The organism is Nonomuraea sp. PA05, assembly GCF_008086045.1.
Taxonomy (GTDB): domain Bacteria; phylum Actinomycetota; class Actinomycetes; order Streptosporangiales; family Streptosporangiaceae; genus Nonomuraea; species Nonomuraea monospora.
The window spans coordinates 35,173-53,654 of record NZ_VSEY01000059.1; the positions used below are offsets into that span (position 1 = coordinate 35,173).

Genomic DNA, 18,482 nt, shown 5'->3' on the forward strand with positions numbered 1-18,482 from the left:
GGCGCGGTGCTTCGTCCGACCCCTGCCTTGAGTCAGCTCAGGCGGCGCAGCTCGGCCTCCACCGCCTTCGCGTCGTGCGTCCGGCCCGCCTTCTCCAGCAGCTTCAGCCGTCCGGCCAGCACGTCACGCAACAGATCCGGCTCCGCCACCGGCAGCTCGCGCAGCAGGTCTGCGGAGACGCGCAGAGCGGCGTCGGCGGCGTCGTCCCTGCCCAGCTCCTGCTGGCAGAAGCCGAGCCGGGCGTGCGCCACCGCCCTGGTCAGCTCGTCCCGCGTCACCTGGGTGCTGCGGTGGAAGACCAGCCCGGCCTCCAGCGCCCGGCCCGCCTCCATCAGCGCGTCACCCAGCATGAGCATCGCCCGCGACAGCAGCCCGGCCTGCATCGGGTTCCCCGGCGAGAACCGCTCCAGCGCCGCCACCGCCTCCCGCAACGGCAGGATCGCCTCCGCCGCCAGGTCCCGCATCCGCAACGCCGAAGCCAGCGTGAGGCAGGCTCCCGCGCGGCTGGTGTGCAGGGCCTGCGCGTTCATGCCCGTGGTCAGCAGCTCGTCGTAGATCGCGATCGCCTCACGCGCCCGCGCCTCCGCCTCCGCGCCGCCGTCCAGCCGCAGCAGCGGCATCAGCTCCGAGCTCTGCGCCAGCGAGTCGGCCAGGATCGCCCGGTGCGTCAGATCGTCCGGGGAGCGTCTGGCCAGCGGGATCAGGCCCTCTACCAGCGTGTTCGCGGCGGCCAGCTCGCCCAGCATCATGTGGCACCTGGCCAGGCGCTGGGTGGCCAGGGCGTGCTTCACGGTGCCCGGCTCGTGGCCGGTCGTGGCGGTACGTGCGTACTCGGCGGCCTCCTGTGGGCGTCCGGCGGTCAGGAGGTCGTCGGCGATCAGGGCGGCGGTCTCGGCGGCGGCCAGCGGCTCGTGCAGGTCGGTGAACAGGCGCAGGGCTTCCACGAGGTGCGCCAGCGCCTCCTGGCCGCGGCCGAACGTGCGCAGCACCCGGCCTTTGACCTGAATCGCCTGCGCCCGCACCCGCCTCGGGTCACTGCCGCCCGGCATCCCGTGTGCCGCTTCCCCAGCGCGGTGGGGATCATGTCCCGCTTCTCCTGCGCGGTGGGGATCATGTCCTGCCATCCCCGCGCGGTCCGGCTCGTGTTCTGCCTCCCCGGCGCGGTCCAACTCGGCCAGTGACCAGGCCATCGCCTCCAGGGCGGCCTGGGGGCGGTCCAGCGCGGCCAGGGTGGAGCCGAGCTGGGCGTAGGTGGCGGCGGCGAGGGCCGGGTCGTCCAGCTCGTCGCAGAGGTCGGCGGCTCGTTCGCAGTGGGCCAGCGCCTCTACGGCCCGGCCTCGGTCGAGGAGCTCGGCCGCGTAGTGGTGGAGGGTGTCGGCGAGCATCCGGACGAGCCGATCACCGGCCGCGTCCGGCACGCTGTTCCCGCCTCCACCGGCCGCGTCCGGCACGCCGTCCTCCCGCTCACCGGTCATGCACTGCGTGAGCAGGTCGATGGCCTGCTCATGCACCTCCAGCCCCGCCGGATCAGCCCGGTCATCAGGCAGAGCGGCGAGCGTGGCGAGGGCCGAGGCGAGGGCCTCCCGATGGGCGGGCGCCACACACGCGAGCTCCCGATGAACCCGCACGGCCAACTCCGCGACCGCAACGGCACTCGCCCCGTCACCCACCCGCGCCGCCCCAGCACCGAGCCCCACCAGACACCGCCCGTACCGGCCGTAAGTCTCCAGCGCCCCGCTGCTCAGCGGCACCTCCCGCACCAACGCCTCCGTGAACGCCGTGAGCGGCCCCACCAGCCCATCCACCACCACCCCAGGCTGCCCCGCGAACCGAGCCAGCTCCTCCACGACGTCATCCAGCACCGGCACCCCGGGCACCGGCCGCAACCCAAGGACCTGCGCGTACAGGGCGACCCCTGCACCCGGCCCCTCCTCCTCCACCCGGATCCCGGCCAGCCGCACCGACGCCAGCAGATGCACACCGACCAGATCGTGCGGAACCGTCCCGATCCGTCCCATGGCCGCCGTCCCCTCGGCCAGCCGGTCGCGGGCGGCGTCACTCTCGTGCAGCTCCGCCAGGCACAGCCCGGCCAGCTCCAGGCAGGTGGCGGCGAGCAGCCGCTCCTCGACGGTGGAGGGAGACGGGACGAGTTCGAGCGCGCGGGTGACCGAACGGAGCGCGCCGTCGGGGCTCTGCCTGGCGAGGCGGATCCCGCCCTGCAACCGGAGGGCCCCGGCCAGGGCCAGCGGGTGTTCGGCACGTTCGGACACGAGCCGTTCGTAGAGCCCGACCACCCGATCCGCGGCGGCCTCGGCGTCGGACGGGCAGGCGGCGCGCGACAGGGCGAGGGTCTCCAGGACCATCAGCCGCGCCAGCTCCGTACGGAACTCGGCGCTCGCCTCGGCGTGCGGTTCGTACGACTCGATGGCCGTGAGCAGGTGCGGGATGGCCTCCTTGTACCGTCCGAGCCCCACGAGCGAACGCCCGAGCGCCGCGGCCACCATGCCGACGGCGATCGCGTGCGGCCGGTCGGGCCCGGCGTGCCGCTGGAGCAGCTCTGCCGCCTGCATCGCCAGCGCGAACCCGTCCCCTGGCCGGCCCGCCTCCGCCCAGGCCTGGGCAAGCGAGGCTTGCGCGGACAGGTACGCATGAATCTGCTCGATCTCCGGCATGCCGGCGTCCTCGACGGCCTCCCTGCACTCGGCCAGCCGCCGCTCCGCCCGCTCCACGGCCTCCTCCGGCCGGGACCTCGACAGCAACCACGGCTCCGCCGCCGGACGGTCGGGCTGCCGGGCCGACTCCAGCCGTCCGCGTGCCTCGTCGCGGTGGGCCAGGTAGGAGTCGTCGTCGAGGCTCAGCAGGTCGTACAGCTCGGCGGCGATCTCAAGGTGCGCCAGCCCATCGGCGGTCCTGCCCAGCTCGTCCAGGCAGAGACCGAGCAGCCGCCTGCCCCTGGCGTCGGTGGCAGTGCGCCGCTCGGCCGCCACGGTCATCGCCTCCTGCAGCGGGGCGAGCGCCTCGTCGGGGCGGTCGTCCATCAGCAGCAGCTCGCCGAGGTCGAGAAGCCGGCCGGTGAGGGCGGGGTGGTGCTCGTCCGGTTCCAGCGTGACGAGGGCGCGCAGGTTCCGTACGGCTTCAGCGGCCGAACGCACGGCGGCGTCCAGGTCCTCCAAGCGGGCATGCAGCCTGGACAGCACGGCCGCGGCCGACGCCAGCATGGCGCGAAGGCCCGGCTCCTCGGCGGCCAGGGCCCGCAGTCGCGCGACGGCCTCGGCGGCCGGGGCCCGGGCCTCGGCCGGTCTGCCGTTCGCCTCCAGCCAGGTGGCCGCGCGGTGCAGGTCGTGGGCCACGTTTCTGCTGGTGGGGGCGGTGTTCTTGACGGCGGTGGTGGCGGCTGCGGCCAGGCAGGCTGCCAGGTCGGGCAGCGCGTCATCGACGGCGGTCTCCTCGGACGAGGTCAGCGGGCCTGGCGACTGGAACCCCGCCGCCCGCTGCTCAGCCCCGACCCCGCCCCTGACCTCAGCCCCGTCTCCGCCCCTGACCTCAGCTTCGGCTCCGTCCCGGGTTCCAGCCGCAGCTTCGCCTCCAGTCCCGTCCCCGCTCTCGCCACCGGTCCGGGTCGTGGCAGGGGTCGCGGTCGGCGGCGTGCGCGCCCCGAAGACCCCCACCGCCACCTCACCAGCGCGCCGAGCCAAGACCGGCTCGGGCAGCACCGCCAGAATCCCTCTCACCCGAGACGCGAACTCGCCGCTCCCACCCGCCGCCTCGAACGCCTCCACCGCCTCACCCAGCCGCCCGAGCTCCAGCAACGCGCAGGCGACGTTGTAGTGCGCCCTGTCAGCCCGCTCCGCGTAACGGGAATCCTCCTCGGCCAGGATCCGGTACCGCGCCGCCGCCTCCTGCGCGGGCTTGAACGCCCCGCCCGCTTCCCCGCCGAGCAGCAGACACGCCCCCAGCCCGAACAGCGCCTCCGCCCGCCCGGCCGCCTCCTCGTACGGGGGAGCGCCCGCATACGTCTCCACGGCCTCGGCCGCCGCGACAACCGCCTCCCCGACCTTGCCCACGGCCGCCAGCGCACTCGACAGCCACGTCAACGATCCGGCCAGCGCGAGCCGCCCACCGCTGCCCCGCCGATGACGGATGGCCAGCTCGGCCAGCGTCACATTGAGCGCCCGACACCCCAGCCCGGCCTCCCGCACCCCCAGCCCGGCCTCCCGCACCCCCAGCCCGGTCCCGCGCACCTCCAGCTCCGCTTCCCGCACCCCCGGCCCGATCTCCCGCACCCGCGTTGTTGCTTCCCGCGCCCCCACCTCCGCCTGCGGCACTCGCGCCCCGATGGGCAGCGCGGCCACGGTCTCAGCGAGCTGTCTGTCGCCCGCGAACAGAAGGAGCGCGGCATTCAGCGCATCGCCGAGCCCGGCGGCGGGGTTCGCCACAGCCTCCGCGACCAGCTTGCCCAGGCGGCTGGCGACCAGCGACCACAACGCCGCCCTGACCGGCTTCCTGGCCGCCGACAGCCGCAGAACGTCGAGCATGCGTACGAGGTGATGAACCGTGCGGCCCTCATGGTCGTGGACGGCGAGCACGAGCGCATCCAGGTCCTCGGTCCCGGCCAGGAGCTGCTCGGCCACCAGGTCGTGCCCGAGCGGCGCGGGCCGCCCGCCGCGCAGGTGATCGGGAGGGCTCGGGAACAGGTGCGTCAGCCAGCGGGCCACGGTGAGCGTGCCGTCCCGAACGTCGGCGTCAGGAGGGGACGTGCCGCTCGGCGGGTCACTCGCCTGACCGGGGGCACGGGAACGAAGCCCCGGGACGGTTGTCAGAAGGCCGGGAAGCTCGGCGGGCGTCGGCGTGGTGAGCGTGAGAACCGCCACCGCCTGTTGCGCCGTCGCCTCGCTGAGGGGCTCCTCGTCGTCCGGCCAGACCCGTTCCCACTGACACCGCTCACGCGCCAGAAACCGCCCGATCAGCCCACTACCGCCCGCGCCGCCCGCACCCTCACCCGAAAACCGGCCCGCACCCTCGCTTCGGCCCGCACCCGCTCCCGCATCCGTGCCTCGCCTCGGTGCCCCATCGCCTTCCGACGCCCGGCCTTCAGCCCCTCCTGCCGTGCCCGCCGACTCCTCACCGACCTCCCCGTCCCCATCACACAGCCGCAGCAGCGCGGCCAGGTGGACATGGAGCGGAAGACCGTACTCCGGATCGTCCAACCGAGGCGGCTCGGGCAGCGCGGCCCGGCTCGGGGCGAACGCCTTCATGGCCGCCCGAGCGTGCTCGTTCCGCTCGGTCAGCGTCAGCGGGCGGGCGTTGAGCTGCACCGTCGTCGTGTTGAGCCGCCTGAGCCAGCCACCCGCCGCCGTGTCCAGCCGCCGCCACCACTCCGCCTCTCCCGGCTCCCGCGCCACCAGCAGCAACCGCACCCGCGCGTTGTGCCCGTGCTTGGCCAGCCGCCGCACCAGCTCGCCCACCACCGGCGAGGACGCCTCCGGCCGGTCCACCACCACCAGAGTGGGCCTCACCGCATCAAGCGTCACGACCTCACCGACCGCCTCGCTCCCGGCCCGCCCACCGGACGCCTGCTGCTCCGCACGCCCACCGGACGCCTGCTGCTCCGCACGTCCTCCCGAGGCCTGCTGCTCCGCACGTTCCTTCGACGCCTGCGTCGCGAGCCGCTCCCCGGACAGCAGCCGCGTCACCACCTCCAAGGGCAGGAACCCCGCATCCCACCCCGCCTGCGCCAACTCCACACACAGCTCACCCGCCAGCCGCGTCTTCCCCGTCCCCCCGCGCCCGCTCAACACCGCGACCGATAGCGGCCCGGGCTCGGCGGCCCAGGCACGCAGCTCACCCAGCTCCTCGCCCCGCCCCAGGAACGGCACCACCGCGTGCCGCGCCATCAACAGCACCCAGTCAGGGCAGTCCTGCGGCAACTGCTCGCGAGCCGGTACGAGCAGCGCCGGCAGGGCCACCGATCGGTGGCTCTCGGACACGGTCTCCACCGGCCCCGGCGGCACCCCCACCAGCTCACGGAAGCGGGCATCGCCCAGCAGCGCGGTCACGGGCACGGCGTCCAGACGGCGCCCCGCGTACCCACCGGAACGGGGGAGGGCCACACCGACGAGCTGGCCGGCGGGCTCGGCGAGCAGCGCGGCGCCGGACATGCCGTACCAGAGCGAGGCAGGCGTCGCATCGAACCGGGGCGAGGACGATGGCGACGGCGAGGCAGGTGGCGCGTCGAGCTGGGGCGAGAGCACGCTCACCACCATCGCCTTGGACACCGCACCAGCCGGCGGGCTCACCAGCCCCGACAGCGTCTGCGCGTCCCGCAGCCCGCCCCGCTCCCCGGCCTGCGCGTACCCTCGGGCCACGCACCGCAGACGAAAGGAGCCGCCCCCCGCCACCCTGGCCCAGCGCTGGTGGGAGATCCCGGGCAGCTCACCCCAGGCCGCCTCGGACACGCGGAGCAGCACCACGTCCGCGCCACCGCGCCCCCGCCACACCGGCTCGGCCGTCAGCCAGCGCCCGGACCACGATGGCCGCACATGACAGGGCGCCACCACCTGCCCGGAGGTCAGCACCAGGTCGGCACCGACCGCGTATCCGGAGCCGGTCGTGCCGACGAGGTCGTCATGACCGGAAAAGACCTCTACGACCCGTTCGAGCCCGAGGCGGTGTGGTGGCGTGTCCATAGGTCCGCTACCTGTCAGCTACGTACGGAAGATGAAGCTCCCGATCAGCGCCTGATCTCCCTCTCACTATCGCATCAAGGCGCGGAAATTTCCTGGCTTGTCAGGCCTTCTCGGTCGTGAGCCAGGCGGCCAGCCCCAGGTACACGAGTCCGCTGCCGACGTCCAGCCGCCGCCGTGCGCGGGCCGAGTTCCGGACGCGGCCGGCCAGGGCGGAGGCGAGCATCGCGTACGTGCCGTCCGACGCCATCCCGAGCAGCAGCCACACGAGGCCGAACACCATGATCTGCAGCCAGACCGGCCCCGCCGAGGGGACGACGAACTGCGGCAGGAAGGCCAGGAAGAAGATCGCGGTCTTGGGGTTGAGCACGTTCACCACGAACCCCTCCCAGAACAGCCGCCGCCGCGACTGCACCTTCAGCTCGATGGTCTCCTCGCCGCCGGCCTTCTGCATGAGCTTGCGGACGCCGAGCCAGAGCAGGTACGCCACGCCCACGTACTTGACGATCGTGAACGCCGTGGCCGAGGCGGCCAGCAGCGCGCTGATGCCCAGCGCGGCGGCGGCGATGTGCACGATCGAGCCGGTGTGGATGCCGAGGACGGAGATCAGGCCGGCGGTGCGGCCTTGGGAGACGCTTCTGGTGACGATGTAGAGCACGGCGGGGCCGGGGACCAGCAGCAGCCCGAGGGTGGCCACGCAGAAGATGGCGAGTGTCGATATATCCGGCATGGGGCCATGCTAGGACGGGCGTCAAAGGCTTTGCCTGCGGCGGTCATCGCAGGCTGTCCGCAGATCCCCCGCGGCGGTCAGCGCAGGCTGTCCCGCAGAGCCGTGAGCAGTGCCTCGGTAGCCGGCGGATGGGGCGGATCGCCGTAAACCGCCGCGTACACATGCCTGGTGGACCCCGGCACCTCCGCCACATCGACCTCCGGATGCCGGTGCGCGGCCAGCGCCAGCCCCGGCAGCATGGTCAACCCCAGCCCGGCCGCCACCAGCGCCTGCACGGCCACGATGTCGTCGCTGGTGAACGCGATCCGCGGCTCGAACCCGGCCTTGTCGCAGACGTCCAGCAGATGGCTGCGGCACCGGTCGCACCCGGCGATCCACGCCGACTCCGCATGGTCGGCCGGCTGCCCGGGCGTCGTGCCGGAGACGAGGTAACTGGGGTCGTCGAGGAGGTGGAGCATGTGGATGCCGCCGTCCTCGGGGGCGGTGTCGTCGTACCGGAACATCACCGCCACGTCGACCCGCCCCGCCCGCAGCAGCCGCAGCGCTTCCGGGGGCTCGGTCTCGGTGAGCTGCAGACGCAGGCCGGGGTGCGCGGCGGCCATCAGGCCTGCGGCCTTCGGGATGAACGTCCCGAGCGCGGAGGGGAAGGCGGCCAGTCGCACCCGTCCAGAACGGAGCCCCACGTGGGCGGCCAATTCCTCGGCGGTGGCGTCGAGGCGGCCGATGATCTCGGAAGCCCGCTCGGCGAGCAGCCGGCCCGCCTCCGTGAGCCGGATGCCGCGCCCCGCCCGCTGGATGAGCTTGGCCCCGGTCTCGGCCTCCAGGCGGGCCAGGTGGTGGCTGACGGAGGGCTGCGAGTAGTGCAGCTCCTTGGCCGCCGCGGTGAGCGAGCCCTTGCGAGCGACGGCCACGAGCACGCGCAGGCGTACGACATCCAGCATTCATCAATCGTATCTATTGATCGGCCAGAAGACTTCTGTTGGACCTATCGTTCCAGATGCAGGACCGTAGGAAGGGAAGGCAGATCACTGATTGTTCCTAGGGGATCACCATGGATGTGGCCGCCACCACAGTCGCCAGGCCCGGACTCGAGCCGATCGTCTCGGGCGTGTCGCGGATCGTCGGCCGCCGGCTCGACGGCCACCGGACCGCGCTCGCCGTCGCCGCCCTGCTCCGCGAACACCTCCCGAGCCTCGACATCCTCACGCCGCAGGAGCGCGCGGGCTCGCCAGAACGGTACGTCTCCCACCTCCTCCACGCCGAGGAACACTTCTCCGTCGTCGGCGTCGTCTGGCGCCCCGGCCAGGACACGGTGATCCACGACCACGTGTCGTGGTGCACGTTCGGCATCCTCAGCGGCATCGAGGACGAGACGCTCTACCGCGACCTGGGTGATCACCTGGTCGAGATCGGGCGGGCGGAGAACCGTCCGGGGGAGGTCAGCGGTTTCGCGCCGCCCGGCGACATCCACAAGGTGCGCAACACCAGCTCGGAGACGGGGGTGTCGCTGCACGTGTACGGGGCGGACGTGAGCAGGCTCGGCAGCAGCGTCCGCCGGGTCTACGACCTCCCGGTCCTCTCGACGCGATGAGTTCCGGGGGCTCCGCCGGTCTGTCCTGGAGACACCCGATCCGAGGGAGCGACCATGGAACCCACGACGGAGCTCGACGCCCGCTTCAGCGCGCAGAACGCCGCTGCGACCCCCTGGACCGAGGCGCGGGAGCAACTCGCGAACGCTGAGACGTACTGGCTGAGCACGGTGCGCGCCGACGGCCGCCCGCACGTCACCACGCTGCTGGCCGTCTGGCAGGACGACGCCCTGCACTTCTGTACGGGGGCGCAGGAGCAGAAGGCCAGGAACCTGGAGGGCAACCGCAACTGTGTGCTGACCACGGGGGCCAGCGCTCTGCATGAGGGGCTGGACCTGATGGTGGAGGGGGTGGCCGAGCGCGTCACCGACCCGGGGAGGCTCAAGCGGCTGGCTGACACGTGGGAGGCGAAGTACACCGCGGAGTGGCACTTCGACGTGGGGGACGGGGTGTTCGTCAACGCCCATGGGGGAGAGGCGATGGTGTTCGCGGTGGCTCCGGCCAAGGTGCTGGGGTTCCGCAAGGGCGACTACGCCCAGACCCGGTGGCTCTTCCGCTAGATCCGAAAGAAAAGTTGCGCAACTAATATTGCGCAACTTTCCTTTTGCTTCTACGGTGGAAGCATGTCCTCCCCTGAGCAGACCCGCCGCATCACCGACCTCGACACGCTCAAGGCCCTGGGCCATCCCCTGCGCATCAAGCTCTACCGGGCGCTCTACGTCGCGGGCACGGCCACGGCCTCACAACTGGCCGACCAGGTGGACGAGGCCGTGTCGCTGGTCAGCTACCACCTGCGCAAACTGGCCAAGCACGGCATCATCGAGGAGTTCGAGGGGCGCGGCGGCGACGCCAGACAGCGATGGTGGCGGCCGGTGGTCACCAGCATGTCCTCCATGGACGAGGACTTCCGCGACGCCCCCGAGCGCAACGCCGTCCACACCGCCGTTTCCCGGGTGTACGCCCGGCAGCGCGTCGAGCTGTATGAGAGCTACCTCGACGCCAAGGGCGCGTGGAGCGACGACTGGCGCGACTCCGCCTTCTCCTCAGAGTCGCTGATGCTGCTCACCGTGGAGGAACTGCGCTCCCTGCGTGACGAGATCGGCGAACTGGTGGGTGCTTATCGGATGCGGGCGGAGGCGGCGCGGGAGGCGGGGGATACGGAGGGGCGGGAGAACGTCGCCGTGCAGACGTACGGCTTCCCGTTCCGAACCTGACCCATCAACCATCGGCCATCAGGAAGTGAGGGGCGTTCGATGTTAGATCCGGACTTGTACCTGTATGTCGAGCGGGAGAGGGGCCGCGAGCTGCGGGCGGAGGCCGATCGTCACCGCCTGGCCCGCCGGTCACGCGCTGCGTCCCGTACGTGGGAGCAGCGGGTTGGCTGGCTCCTTGTGGAGACGGGGCTGCGCTTGGTCGCACGGTATTGACCCAGTGGAACGGTCGTGTGTGCTCGACCTGGGTGAACTGGTGACCAGGGGATGGATCAGGGAATGTCGCCCGCCTTGTCCACGATCCCCGCTCCAAGAACCGACATCCCCATGGTTCCGTTGTCACTCCCCACTATCTTCACCCCCATGTAGTGGTAGTCCTCCGGATCCAGGATGTAGTACGCCTTGACGCCGTCCCCGGCGTCGAACACCACGCCGATCCCCGGCCGCCCGTCCGCGTCGGTGGCGCCCTCCTCGATGGACACCTGCGGAAGCTTGGCCAGCGCCCGATACATCCCCGCGACGGTGTCCGGCGGGATCATCGCCCCGAACTTCATGTACCACCCGATCGCCCCGAACACCTTGACGTCCTCCGCTATCTCCGGCGGGCAGGTGAGCGGGCAGACCGACAGGGGAGTCAGCTCGCGGTCGAGCCCACGGAAGTGCGCCAGCAACGCGTCCGGGTCCGACGGCAGCGCCTCCACCTCCTGCTGCGTACGCCCGACGTGGGTCGGGCCCTTCTCCTTGCCGAACTTGAGCTCGCCGTCCTCCGTCCTGAGCGCATGCCGCTTCCCGTCCATCCTGGCCCAGACCTCGAAGGTCGGCAGGTCGGCGCCTTCGAAGTGCTGCGTTTCCTTGACGTAGAACCACTGGCCGGGCCGGATCCGCAGAGCGGCGCTGCGATCGGCGACCAGCGCCGCCTGCTCCAGCACCGCCACCGCGCCACCCGCCTGTCCCGTACCGCTGGAGCGCGCCGCGCCGCCGGGCTGCGCCGCCACGCTGGGCTGAGGCACTGTGGGCGCCTGCTGAGGACGCAGGACGGCCATGGCCGCGACGGCCAGCAGGCACGCGCCCGCCACGCTCATCCCCAGCCGCAACCGGCGTCGCGGTCGTACGGGCCGCACGCCCCCGGCCGTTCGCTCGGCCAGCTTCCGCTCCACCTCCGACACGCTCAGCCCTTCGGGGACCTCGCTGCGCATCTCCCTGAGGAGTTCGATCTCGTTCACCATCAGTCATCCTTCGTCCGCGACGGTTGGATCGATGCCGGCGAGCACCCGGCGCAATCTGCTCCGAGCCCGGTTCACGCGCGACCGCACGGTGCCCACGGGCACGCCGAGCGCCACCGCGGCCTCCTCGTACGTCAGCTCCGTCCACGTCACCAGCAGCAACGTGTCCCGGTGCTTGCGCGACAGCCCGGCCAGCGCCTTCGCCAGCCGCCTGCGCGCCCCGTCCGCCACCACCCGCTGCTCCACCGCGTCGGTGAACGGCTCGGTCACCGCGTCGGCCCCCGTACGGCTCAGCGCCTTGTACAGGGCGATCTCGCGGCGGCGATGCCGGCCGATCAGGTTGGTGGTGATGCCGTACAGCCAGGCGCGCTCGTCACCGCGCCGCCCGTCGTACGTCTCCAGCCGCTGCAGGGCCACGGCGAACGTCTCGGCCACGATGTCGTCGGCCGGCTCCAGGCCCAGGCGGCGCACGACGTACCGCTTGAGCTCGGGGGCGTGGTCGATGAACAGCCTGGCGAATCGTTCGGGATCCGGGGTGGGCGGCGGGACGTCCGCGGGATGGGTGAGCCGCAGGCTTTGCGTGGAGCGGCCGTCCAGCCGGGGCGAGGCGTTCGCCCGGCTCTCGTGTCGCATGTCTTGCCTCTCGGGTGCTCGCTGTCATGACATGGGTAATTGCCGCGAGCGGGGCCGGCGGTTCCATGAATTTCCGATCTCGAAGCCGGCTGAACCGCCCCGCCCGAGCGGGAGGCGGGCGATCTTGCGGGCCCGTAGGGTGTTGGGGCCATCGTGCCCGTGCAAGGAGAGCGTCTTGAACGAAGGAGCCTGGTCGTTGCCGTCCCCCTGGCGGGAGGCGCGTGTCGCGGTCGTGGTGCCGACGTACAACGAGGCAGGCAACCTCGGCGAGCTGGCGGACCGCGTCCTCGCCCTGGACCTGCCCAACCTCCGCCTGATCGTCGCCGACGACGACTCGCCCGACGGCACCGGCGCGCTCGCCGACGACCTCGCCAAGCGCGCGAACGAGGAGCGTCCCGGCCGCATGGTGGTGCTGCACCGCAAGGTCAAGGAGGGCATCGGGCGCGCCCACATCGCCGGGATGCAGGAGGCGCTCGGGCGCGGCGACGAGTACGTGGTGCAGATGGACGGCGACCTGAGCCACCGTCCCGAGTACATCCCGCACCTGCTCGGCACGATCCTCGCCACCCGGGCCGGGGTGGTGATCGGCAGCCGGTACGTCGTGGGCGGCTCCCTGTCCACGCAGTGGGGCCGGCACCGGCGGCTGCTGAGCCGGTTCGCGGGACTCTACGTGAACACGATCCTGCACCTGTCCGTGCGCGACCCCACGGGCGGTTTCAAGATCTGGCATCGGGACGTGCTCGAAGGCATCGACCTGAACGCCGTCCGCAGCGACGGTTACAGCTTCCAGGTGGAGATGAACTACCGGTGCAAGCGGCTGGGGCGGGCGATCGTCGAGATGCCGATCCACTTCGAGGAGCGCAACGCCGGGTCCAGCAAGATCAGCTTCGCGGTGCAGGTGGAGTCGATGCTCAGGCCGTTCGCTCTGAGGTTCGGCAGGCAGCGGCCTCGAGACGCTCGAACGGGCCCGGACCGTCGTGCGGCTTCGGCGGGGCGCCGAGGTGGCGGACGCGAAGCTCGTCCATGAGCTCCTCGATGAACGCCGGCCCCTCGTCGCGCATGACCTGCTGCCGGCTCCGGAGCTCGGCGCTGCCCTGCCGCCAGTCCAGGCCCCAGTCGCCGAGGGCGTAGATGATCGGAAGAGTCCTGATGCCGGCTTCGGTGAGGCTGTAGCGGGCGCGCTGCCCCCGCATGGCGGTGCCGCGGGTGAGGAGGCCCCCCTCGACGAGCCGCACGAGGCGGTCGGCGAGGATGTTCGAGGCGATGCCCTCCACCGACCCGGTCAGCAGCGCCCGGAAGTAGCGGCGGTCGCCGAAGATGACGTCGCGCAGCACGAGCAACGACCAGCGATCTCCGAGCACCTCGACGGCGGCGTTGATCGGACACCCGGACCGTGGTTCCACCATTTCCTCCTTGACAGGTGTTTCGCCCCACCTATAGTACTTGCAAAACGCAATCACTTTCGAGAGGAGGGGGCTGATGGGCCGCTTCGTCTACTCGATGCAGGTTTCCCTCGACCTGCGGATCGAGCAAGTCCCTGGAGACAACGGCGCCGGCGAGTGGCTGCGTCTCGGCGAGGAGCTGCACCGCGCGGCCAACGCGCTGACGCGGTCGCTCGCGCTCATGGTCCATGGCCGGGTCTACTACGAGGTCATGGAGGAGGGCTGGCCGCGGGCGCACGAGGACGCGTCCCTGCCGGACTTCATGCGCGAGTACGGCGAGATCTGGACCGCGAAGCCCAAGGTGCTCGTCTCCCGCACCCGCCGCAGCGCCGATCACAACACCCGGATCATCGGCGGAGACGACGCCATCGAGCAACTCGCCGCCCTGCGGGCCGCCACCGACGGCAGCATCAGTGTGGGCGGCGCGACGCTCGCCACCCAACTGCTCCGGGCGGGGCTGCTCGACGAGCTGCTGCTCTTCACCCATCCCTCGATCCTCGGCTTCGGCAGGCCGCTGTTCGACGACTACGACATGCCGATCGACCTCGACCTGATCGAACAGCGACCGTTCGAGCACGGCGTCACGATGCATCACTACACCATTCAGGACGCGAAGGAGGCGGGCTCGTGCTGAGGCAGGTCGCGCAGGACGTGCTGGTCCACCAGAGCGAGTTCGTGCAGAGCAACGCCGTCGTGGTGCGGGGCCGGGCCGGTGTGCTGCTCATCGACCCCGGGGTGACCGGCTCCGAGCTCGACTGCCTCGCGGACGACCTCAGCGAGTCGGGCCCGCCCGTGGTGGCCGGGTTCTCCACGCATCCGGATTGGGATCACCTGCTCTGGCACGCTCGGCTCGGCGAAGCGCCCCGTTACGGCACCGCGCGCTGCGCGGCCACCGTCCGGGACCTGCTCTCGGACGCGGACGCCAAGGAGCGCATCGCCGACCACCTGCTCGAGACGGAGATCGCCGGGCAGGTGCCGATGGACCTGCTCGGCCTCATCACCGCCCTGCCCGCCGAGGCGACGCGGATCCCCTGGGACGGTCCCCAGGCCCGGATCATCGAGCACCAGGCGCACGCCCCGGGCCACGCGGCGCTGTTCATCGAGGACCGCGGGGTTCTCGTGGCCGGCGACATGCTGTCCGACGTCCTGGTTCCGATGCTCGACTTCGAGGGCGCCGCCGACCCGATCGACGAGTACCTGCGCGCGCTGGAGCTACTGGAAGGTGTTGCGGGTGACGTGGAGGTCGTCGTTCCCGGTCATGGGTCGGTCGGCGGGGCGGGTGAGGCGCAGGCCCGGATCGAGCTGGATCGGGCGTACGTGCTCGCCCTGCGTGAGGGCCGTGATCCCGATGACCCGCGGATCGGCCCGTCGGCCAAGCCGGGCTGGGAGTGGGTGAGCGATGTGCACGGCGGGCAGCTGCAGGGTCTCGCGCGAAGGGGTGAGCGCGGGTGAGGCGTTGAACGCCGCCGCCGCGGCCCGCCTGCCGTCAGACGCCGGTAGCGCTCAGGCTTGGGCGAGCGACAGCCGCCGCAGCTCCGGGAACGCCCACGTGACGACCGCCACGGTGACCACGGTCAGCAGCCCGCCGACGCCGATCACCACCCGATGGCCGAGGACCGAGGAGGCGGCCCCGTGCAGCACGTTCGCGAGATGCGGCCCGCCGAACAGCACCACGGTGAGCGACCCCTGGATCCGTCCGCGCAACGCGTCGGGAGTGTGCGCCTGCGTGATGGCGTTACGGAACGTGCTCAGCACGAAGTTCACCGCGCCACCGGCGACGAGCGCCACCAGCGCCATCCACAGCTCCCCGGCCAGCCCGAGCAGCACCACCGTCAGCCCCCAAGCCGCAGCCGCCCCCGCCATGACGGCGCCGTGGCGCCGGGCGCGGGTGAACGTCCCCGACATCAGCCCGGCCACGACCACCCCCGCAGGGTAGGCGGCGTAGAGCAGCCCCAGCTCGGGGCCGCCGCCCACAGGCCCGCCGAAGGTGTGCAGGGCGAGCTCGGGAAACAGCGCCACCGGCATGCCGAACACCATCGCCGCCAGATCCACCAGCAGCACCGCCACGAGCAACCGGCTGCCCGCCAGATGCCGCACCCCGGCCGTGCGCTCGCGCGGGCCCGGCTGGGGCGGCAGCGGCGGCAGCTTGACGACCGCCCAGACCACGGCCAGGAGGGCGACGGCGTCACAGAGATACAGCGTGCTCAGCCCGGCCACCGGGATCAGGACGCCGGCCAGCACCGGCCCGACGATCGAGCCGGCGTAACGGGTCAGGGAGCTGAGACTGTTCGCCGCGGGCAGCAGCTCGGCGGGGACCAGCCGGGGCACCGCCGCGCCCATCGTCGTCATGATCGCGCCCAGCGACAGGCCCTGGCAGGCGACCAGCGCCATCAGCAGCGGCACCGAGCCCGCGCCCAGCATCGCCTGCAGCCACAGCGCCGCGTACGTCGCCGCCAGACCGCAGTGCGCCACCAGCAGCACTCCTCGCCGGTCCCGCACGTCCGCCAGCGCGCCGACCCACAACGACGCCACCACCAGCGCCGCGAACGACACCGCGCTCGCCGCGCCCACGACCGCCGAGGAGCCACTCACCGTGTAGAGCTGCGCGGGCACGGCCACGACGCCGAACGAACCGCCGACCGCGCCCACCGCCGAGGCCGTCCAGAGTCTTCTGAAGGCGGGGATGGCCAAGGGGCGGCGGTCGATCGCGTAGGCGCCGAGCGACGCCATCACCGGCCGCGCCCGGCTGCCGGCGCCGCTCGTCCGCTCACTGCTCGCCTCCCGCGACCGGCGTCTCCAGGCTCACCACGTCGGCCACCACGCAGGCGATGTTGTCGGGCGCCCCCGCCGCGTACGCCCGCTCGACCAGCTCGTCGAGCACCTCCTGAGGGGCCGCGTCCCCGGTCAGCACCTCGCGCAACGACGAAGCGGCCACCACCGCGGACAGACCGTCCGAGCACAACAGGTACCGGTCACCGGCCGCCGCGTCGTGCAGCGCCAGTTGCGGCCGCGCACCGCCCGCCCCCATCAGCGCCCGCGCCAGCAGCGCACGCCGCGGATGCGAGGCCGCCTCCTCCGCCGTCAGCCGCCCCTCGTCCACCAGCGCCTGCACGTACGTGTGATCGTGCGTGATCTGGAACAACTCCCCGTCCCGTACGAGATAGGCCCGCGTGTCACCGATGTGCACCAGCGCCAGCCGCGACCCCGACCAGAGCAGCGCCGTCAACGTGGTGACGGCCTCGCCCGACGGCGCCGAGGCGGCGATCTCCCGCAGGGCCCGATCGGCGTCCCCGACCGCGTCGGCCAGGGCCCCGAGCAGGTCCTCGGCCGGGACGGTCATCGTCTCCAGCGGCTTGAGCGCCTCGACGGCGGCGGCGCTGGCCAGGTCGCCGCTCGACCCGCGCACCCCGTCGGCCACGGCCAGCAGGCGCGGGCCCGCGTACGCGGTGTCCTCGTTGCTCGTTCGCCCCAGCCCGGAATCCGACCGGGCGGCGTAACGGATCCCGAGCAGCGTCGCCGTCTCTTCCACTGTGCTCCCTCTCCCCGACAGGTAGTCGACGAGGAAGGTGGCCAGCTCGCCACGGGCGGCGGTCTCCGCCAGCACCTGCTCCCAGTACGCGGCGATCTCGCCGGCCGCGGCGTCCGCCGGAAGGTCGCACACCTTCCGGATACGCGCCAGCGGCATGCCCAGCCTCCGCAGCCAGGCGATCAGCCGGGCCCGCTCCAGTTGCGCCGGATCGTAGAACCGGTATCCGGACTCGCCGTCCACGGCGGCCGGTCGCAACAGTCCGAGCTCGTCATAGAGCCGCAGCGCTTTCGGCGACAATCGCGCCGCCCGGGCGAACGCCCCGATCGTCAGCAGCCGCACCACCACTCCTCCTCGTCCCGGCCGCCGCGGCCGGTACCGAACGATGGTGCGGCTTCACCCAGGGGGAAGGTCAACACGAGACCGCGATCCGAGCCACGGTCGCGCAGAGCCCATTACTGTCGCGCGCCGGCGACGTTCGGCGATCGTGGCTTGCGCCGCCGTCCACGCAACCTACCGGCAGCGCTCGAAGATCCGGGCCTGCGCCGTCCGTAAGCAGCAGCGCTCGGGGACCCGCGCCCGCGCTGCCTGTCAGCGCGCCCGCTTGGTACGGCACACGGGAAGACGTCGATCGCCCCTCCGAGTGACCTCAGCCACATCAAGGCAGCGGGGTCACACTCTCACGCCTTTTCCTCTCTTAGAAATGTCAGCCGAGGCGCGCCGACCAGAAATCAGTTGGTGCTGGCCTTGGCATTCATTTCGAACAGAAAGGTCAGACATGCACGCATCGCTGTTTCGACGATTCGCGGCCCCAATGGTCACGGCCTTGTCCCTGTCCGCTGCCTTGGCGGCCACCTCCACGGTGGCAGCTGCGCCAGCGGTCGCAGCTCAGGGCGCATCCGCGGTCATCACCAACTGCACGGGGAGCTGGGCGGAGAAGAAAATCGCCTTGCCGGGCAAGCCCGATCTCTTGGTCGAGGCCAGAGTCTGCGTCCTGGCGAACGGAAACTACCGTAAGGGCCGTATCCAGGTGAGGTGGTCTGTCGACGGCCTCACGTACGGTGTTCGGTTCGACAAATTCGTTGTGCAAACTCGCCTCGAACGTCACGACAGGATCCATCAGACCGAGAACTGCGACTACGAGGACGAGGTGAACAACCAGGGCGGTGGCTCGGAAACTTGCGAAACGGCATATATGTACAGCTCCGTCGATGGAGGCTGGACTGGAGACGGCAAGATCGTCTACGACGTCAACAACGACGGCAAGGGAGCGTACACGTGGGACCTCGGTGGATCCCCGTCGGTGCTGGGTGAGCCACTCGCTTCCAACAACGAAGGCGAGACCACTGACGAGCCGGCTCCGGATCCCGCCGACATGCCTGAGCAGTGAACCGCACTGCGAGCCCTCGCCTGAGCGGATCTGTCATCGTGGTCGGCGGTTAGCG

General features: G+C 71.7%; 15 protein-coding genes. 7 read left to right on the top strand and 8 right to left on the bottom strand.

Annotation, left to right across the window (positions count from 1 at the left end; all coding sequences use genetic code 11):
* Window positions 1-32: 32 nt before the first annotated feature.
* The 3 genes from FXF51_RS53875 to FXF51_RS53885 all read right to left on the bottom strand — a co-directional run bounded on the left by FXF51_RS53875 (window position 33) and on the right by FXF51_RS53885 (window position 8,354).
* Window positions 33-6,686 (bottom strand): tetratricopeptide repeat protein, encoded by a 6,654-nt coding sequence (locus tag FXF51_RS53875; protein ID WP_148442626.1) that lies wholly within the window; start codon window positions 6,684-6,686, stop codon window positions 33-35.
* 100 nt (window positions 6,687-6,786) lie between these two features.
* Window positions 6,787-7,413, bottom strand: a complete 627-nt coding sequence (locus FXF51_RS53880) for a LysE family translocator (RefSeq protein WP_148442627.1) — start codon at window positions 7,411-7,413, stop codon at window positions 6,787-6,789.
* Window positions 7,414-7,490: 77 nt separating this feature from the next.
* A complete protein-coding gene (locus FXF51_RS53885; RefSeq protein WP_148442628.1) occupies window positions 7,491-8,354 on the bottom strand; it encodes a LysR family transcriptional regulator in 864 nt (287 codons plus the stop codon).
* Window positions 8,355-8,464: 110 nt separating this feature from the next.
* Between FXF51_RS53885 and FXF51_RS53890 the strand changes: the two genes are divergently transcribed.
* From FXF51_RS53890 to FXF51_RS53900, 3 genes are all read left to right on the top strand, one after another.
* Window positions 8,465-9,004 (top strand): cysteine dioxygenase family protein, encoded by a 540-nt coding sequence (locus tag FXF51_RS53890; RefSeq protein ID WP_148442629.1) that lies wholly within the window; start codon window positions 8,465-8,467, stop codon window positions 9,002-9,004.
* Between the two features lie 54 nt (window positions 9,005-9,058).
* Window positions 9,059-9,562, top strand: coding sequence for a pyridoxamine 5'-phosphate oxidase family protein (locus FXF51_RS53895; RefSeq protein WP_148442630.1), 504 nt, complete (start codon window positions 9,059-9,061; stop codon window positions 9,560-9,562).
* Between the two features lie 63 nt (window positions 9,563-9,625).
* Complete coding sequence (locus tag FXF51_RS53900; RefSeq protein WP_148442631.1) at window positions 9,626-10,216, top strand: ArsR/SmtB family transcription factor; 591 nt, start codon at window positions 9,626-9,628, stop codon at window positions 10,214-10,216.
* A gap of 269 nt (window positions 10,217-10,485) precedes the next feature.
* Here the strand turns inward: FXF51_RS53900 and FXF51_RS53905 are convergent, their stop codons facing one another.
* A complete protein-coding gene (locus tag FXF51_RS53905; protein WP_148442632.1) occupies window positions 10,486-11,439 on the bottom strand; it encodes a CU044_5270 family protein in 954 nt (317 codons plus the stop codon).
* Window positions 11,440-11,442: 3 nt separating this feature from the next.
* Window positions 11,443-12,069, bottom strand: a complete 627-nt coding sequence (locus FXF51_RS53910; RefSeq protein WP_148442633.1) for an RNA polymerase sigma factor — start codon at window positions 12,067-12,069, stop codon at window positions 11,443-11,445.
* 175 nt (window positions 12,070-12,244) lie between these two features.
* On the opposite strand from FXF51_RS53910, the gene FXF51_RS53915 reads away from it, so the two are divergent.
* Window positions 12,245-13,096 carry a polyprenol monophosphomannose synthase gene (locus FXF51_RS53915; protein ID WP_262380499.1) on the top strand — a complete coding sequence of 284 codons (852 nt, stop codon included), beginning with the start codon at window positions 12,245-12,247 and terminating at the stop codon, window positions 13,094-13,096.
* Here FXF51_RS53915 and FXF51_RS53920 read toward each other — a convergent pair.
* Window positions 12,981-13,475: a winged helix-turn-helix transcriptional regulator gene (locus FXF51_RS53920; protein ID WP_148442635.1), complete on the bottom strand. Its 495-nt coding sequence runs from the start codon at window positions 13,473-13,475 to the stop codon at window positions 12,981-12,983. The two genes, FXF51_RS53915 and FXF51_RS53920, sit on opposite strands and share 116 nt — an antisense overlap.
* 73 nt (window positions 13,476-13,548) lie before the next feature.
* Here FXF51_RS53920 and FXF51_RS53925 point away from each other — a divergent pair, with 73 nt between their 5' ends.
* Both FXF51_RS53925 and FXF51_RS53930 read left to right on the top strand, forming a co-directional pair.
* The gene (locus FXF51_RS53925; protein ID WP_148442636.1) at window positions 13,549-14,145 is read left to right on the top strand and encodes a dihydrofolate reductase family protein; all 597 of its coding nucleotides are present in this window, start codon (window positions 13,549-13,551) and stop codon (window positions 14,143-14,145) included.
* Entirely contained in the window at window positions 14,139-14,963 is an 825-nt protein-coding gene (locus tag FXF51_RS53930; protein ID WP_148442637.1) for an MBL fold metallo-hydrolase, read from the top strand. Before FXF51_RS53925 ends, FXF51_RS53930 begins: the two co-directional genes overlap by 7 nt.
* A 51-nt stretch (window positions 14,964-15,014) precedes the next feature.
* On the opposite strand, the gene FXF51_RS53935 is transcribed toward FXF51_RS53930, so the two are convergent.
* Together FXF51_RS53935 and FXF51_RS53940 are read right to left on the bottom strand one after the other, a co-directional pair.
* Window positions 15,015-16,241, bottom strand: a complete 1,227-nt coding sequence (locus FXF51_RS53935; RefSeq protein ID WP_262380500.1) for an MFS transporter — start codon at window positions 16,239-16,241, stop codon at window positions 15,015-15,017.
* A gap of 37 nt (window positions 16,242-16,278) precedes the next feature.
* On the bottom strand, window positions 16,279-17,379 hold the full coding sequence (locus FXF51_RS53940) for a MerR family transcriptional regulator (RefSeq protein WP_148442638.1): 1,101 nt from the start codon (window positions 17,377-17,379) through the stop codon (window positions 16,279-16,281).
* A 436-nt stretch (window positions 17,380-17,815) separates the two neighbouring features.
* Here FXF51_RS53940 and FXF51_RS53945 point away from each other — a divergent pair, with 436 nt between their 5' ends.
* Window positions 17,816-18,427 carry a hypothetical protein gene (locus FXF51_RS53945; RefSeq protein ID WP_148442639.1) on the top strand — a complete coding sequence of 204 codons (612 nt, stop codon included), beginning with the start codon at window positions 17,816-17,818 and terminating at the stop codon, window positions 18,425-18,427.
* Window positions 18,428-18,482 lie beyond the last annotated feature (55 nt).

Bases quoted from the DNA above. Each gene is read 5' to 3' on its own strand.
- FXF51_RS53875 (WP_148442626.1), bottom strand. From the start codon at position 6,686: ATGGACACGCCACCACACCGCCTCGGGCTCGAACGGGTCGTAGAGGTC.
- FXF51_RS53880 (WP_148442627.1), bottom strand. From the start codon at position 7,413: ATGCCGGATATATCGACACTCGCCATCTTCTGCGTGGCCACCCTCGGG.
- FXF51_RS53885 (WP_148442628.1), bottom strand. From the start codon at position 8,354: ATGCTGGATGTCGTACGCCTGCGCGTGCTCGTGGCCGTCGCTCGCAAG.
- FXF51_RS53890 (WP_148442629.1), top strand. From the start codon at position 8,465: ATGGATGTGGCCGCCACCACAGTCGCCAGGCCCGGACTCGAGCCGATC.
- FXF51_RS53895 (WP_148442630.1), top strand. From the start codon at position 9,059: ATGGAACCCACGACGGAGCTCGACGCCCGCTTCAGCGCGCAGAACGCC.
- FXF51_RS53900 (WP_148442631.1), top strand. From the start codon at position 9,626: ATGTCCTCCCCTGAGCAGACCCGCCGCATCACCGACCTCGACACGCTC.
- FXF51_RS53905 (WP_148442632.1), bottom strand. From the start codon at position 11,439: ATGGTGAACGAGATCGAACTCCTCAGGGAGATGCGCAGCGAGGTCCCC.
- FXF51_RS53910 (WP_148442633.1), bottom strand. From the start codon at position 12,069: ATGCGACACGAGAGCCGGGCGAACGCCTCGCCCCGGCTGGACGGCCGC.
- FXF51_RS53920 (WP_148442635.1), bottom strand. From the start codon at position 13,475: ATGGTGGAACCACGGTCCGGGTGTCCGATCAACGCCGCCGTCGAGGTG.
- FXF51_RS53925 (WP_148442636.1), top strand. From the start codon at position 13,549: ATGGGCCGCTTCGTCTACTCGATGCAGGTTTCCCTCGACCTGCGGATC.
- FXF51_RS53935 (WP_262380500.1), bottom strand. From the start codon at position 16,241: ATGGCGTCGCTCGGCGCCTACGCGATCGACCGCCGCCCCTTGGCCATC.
- FXF51_RS53945 (WP_148442639.1), top strand. From the start codon at position 17,816: ATGCACGCATCGCTGTTTCGACGATTCGCGGCCCCAATGGTCACGGCC.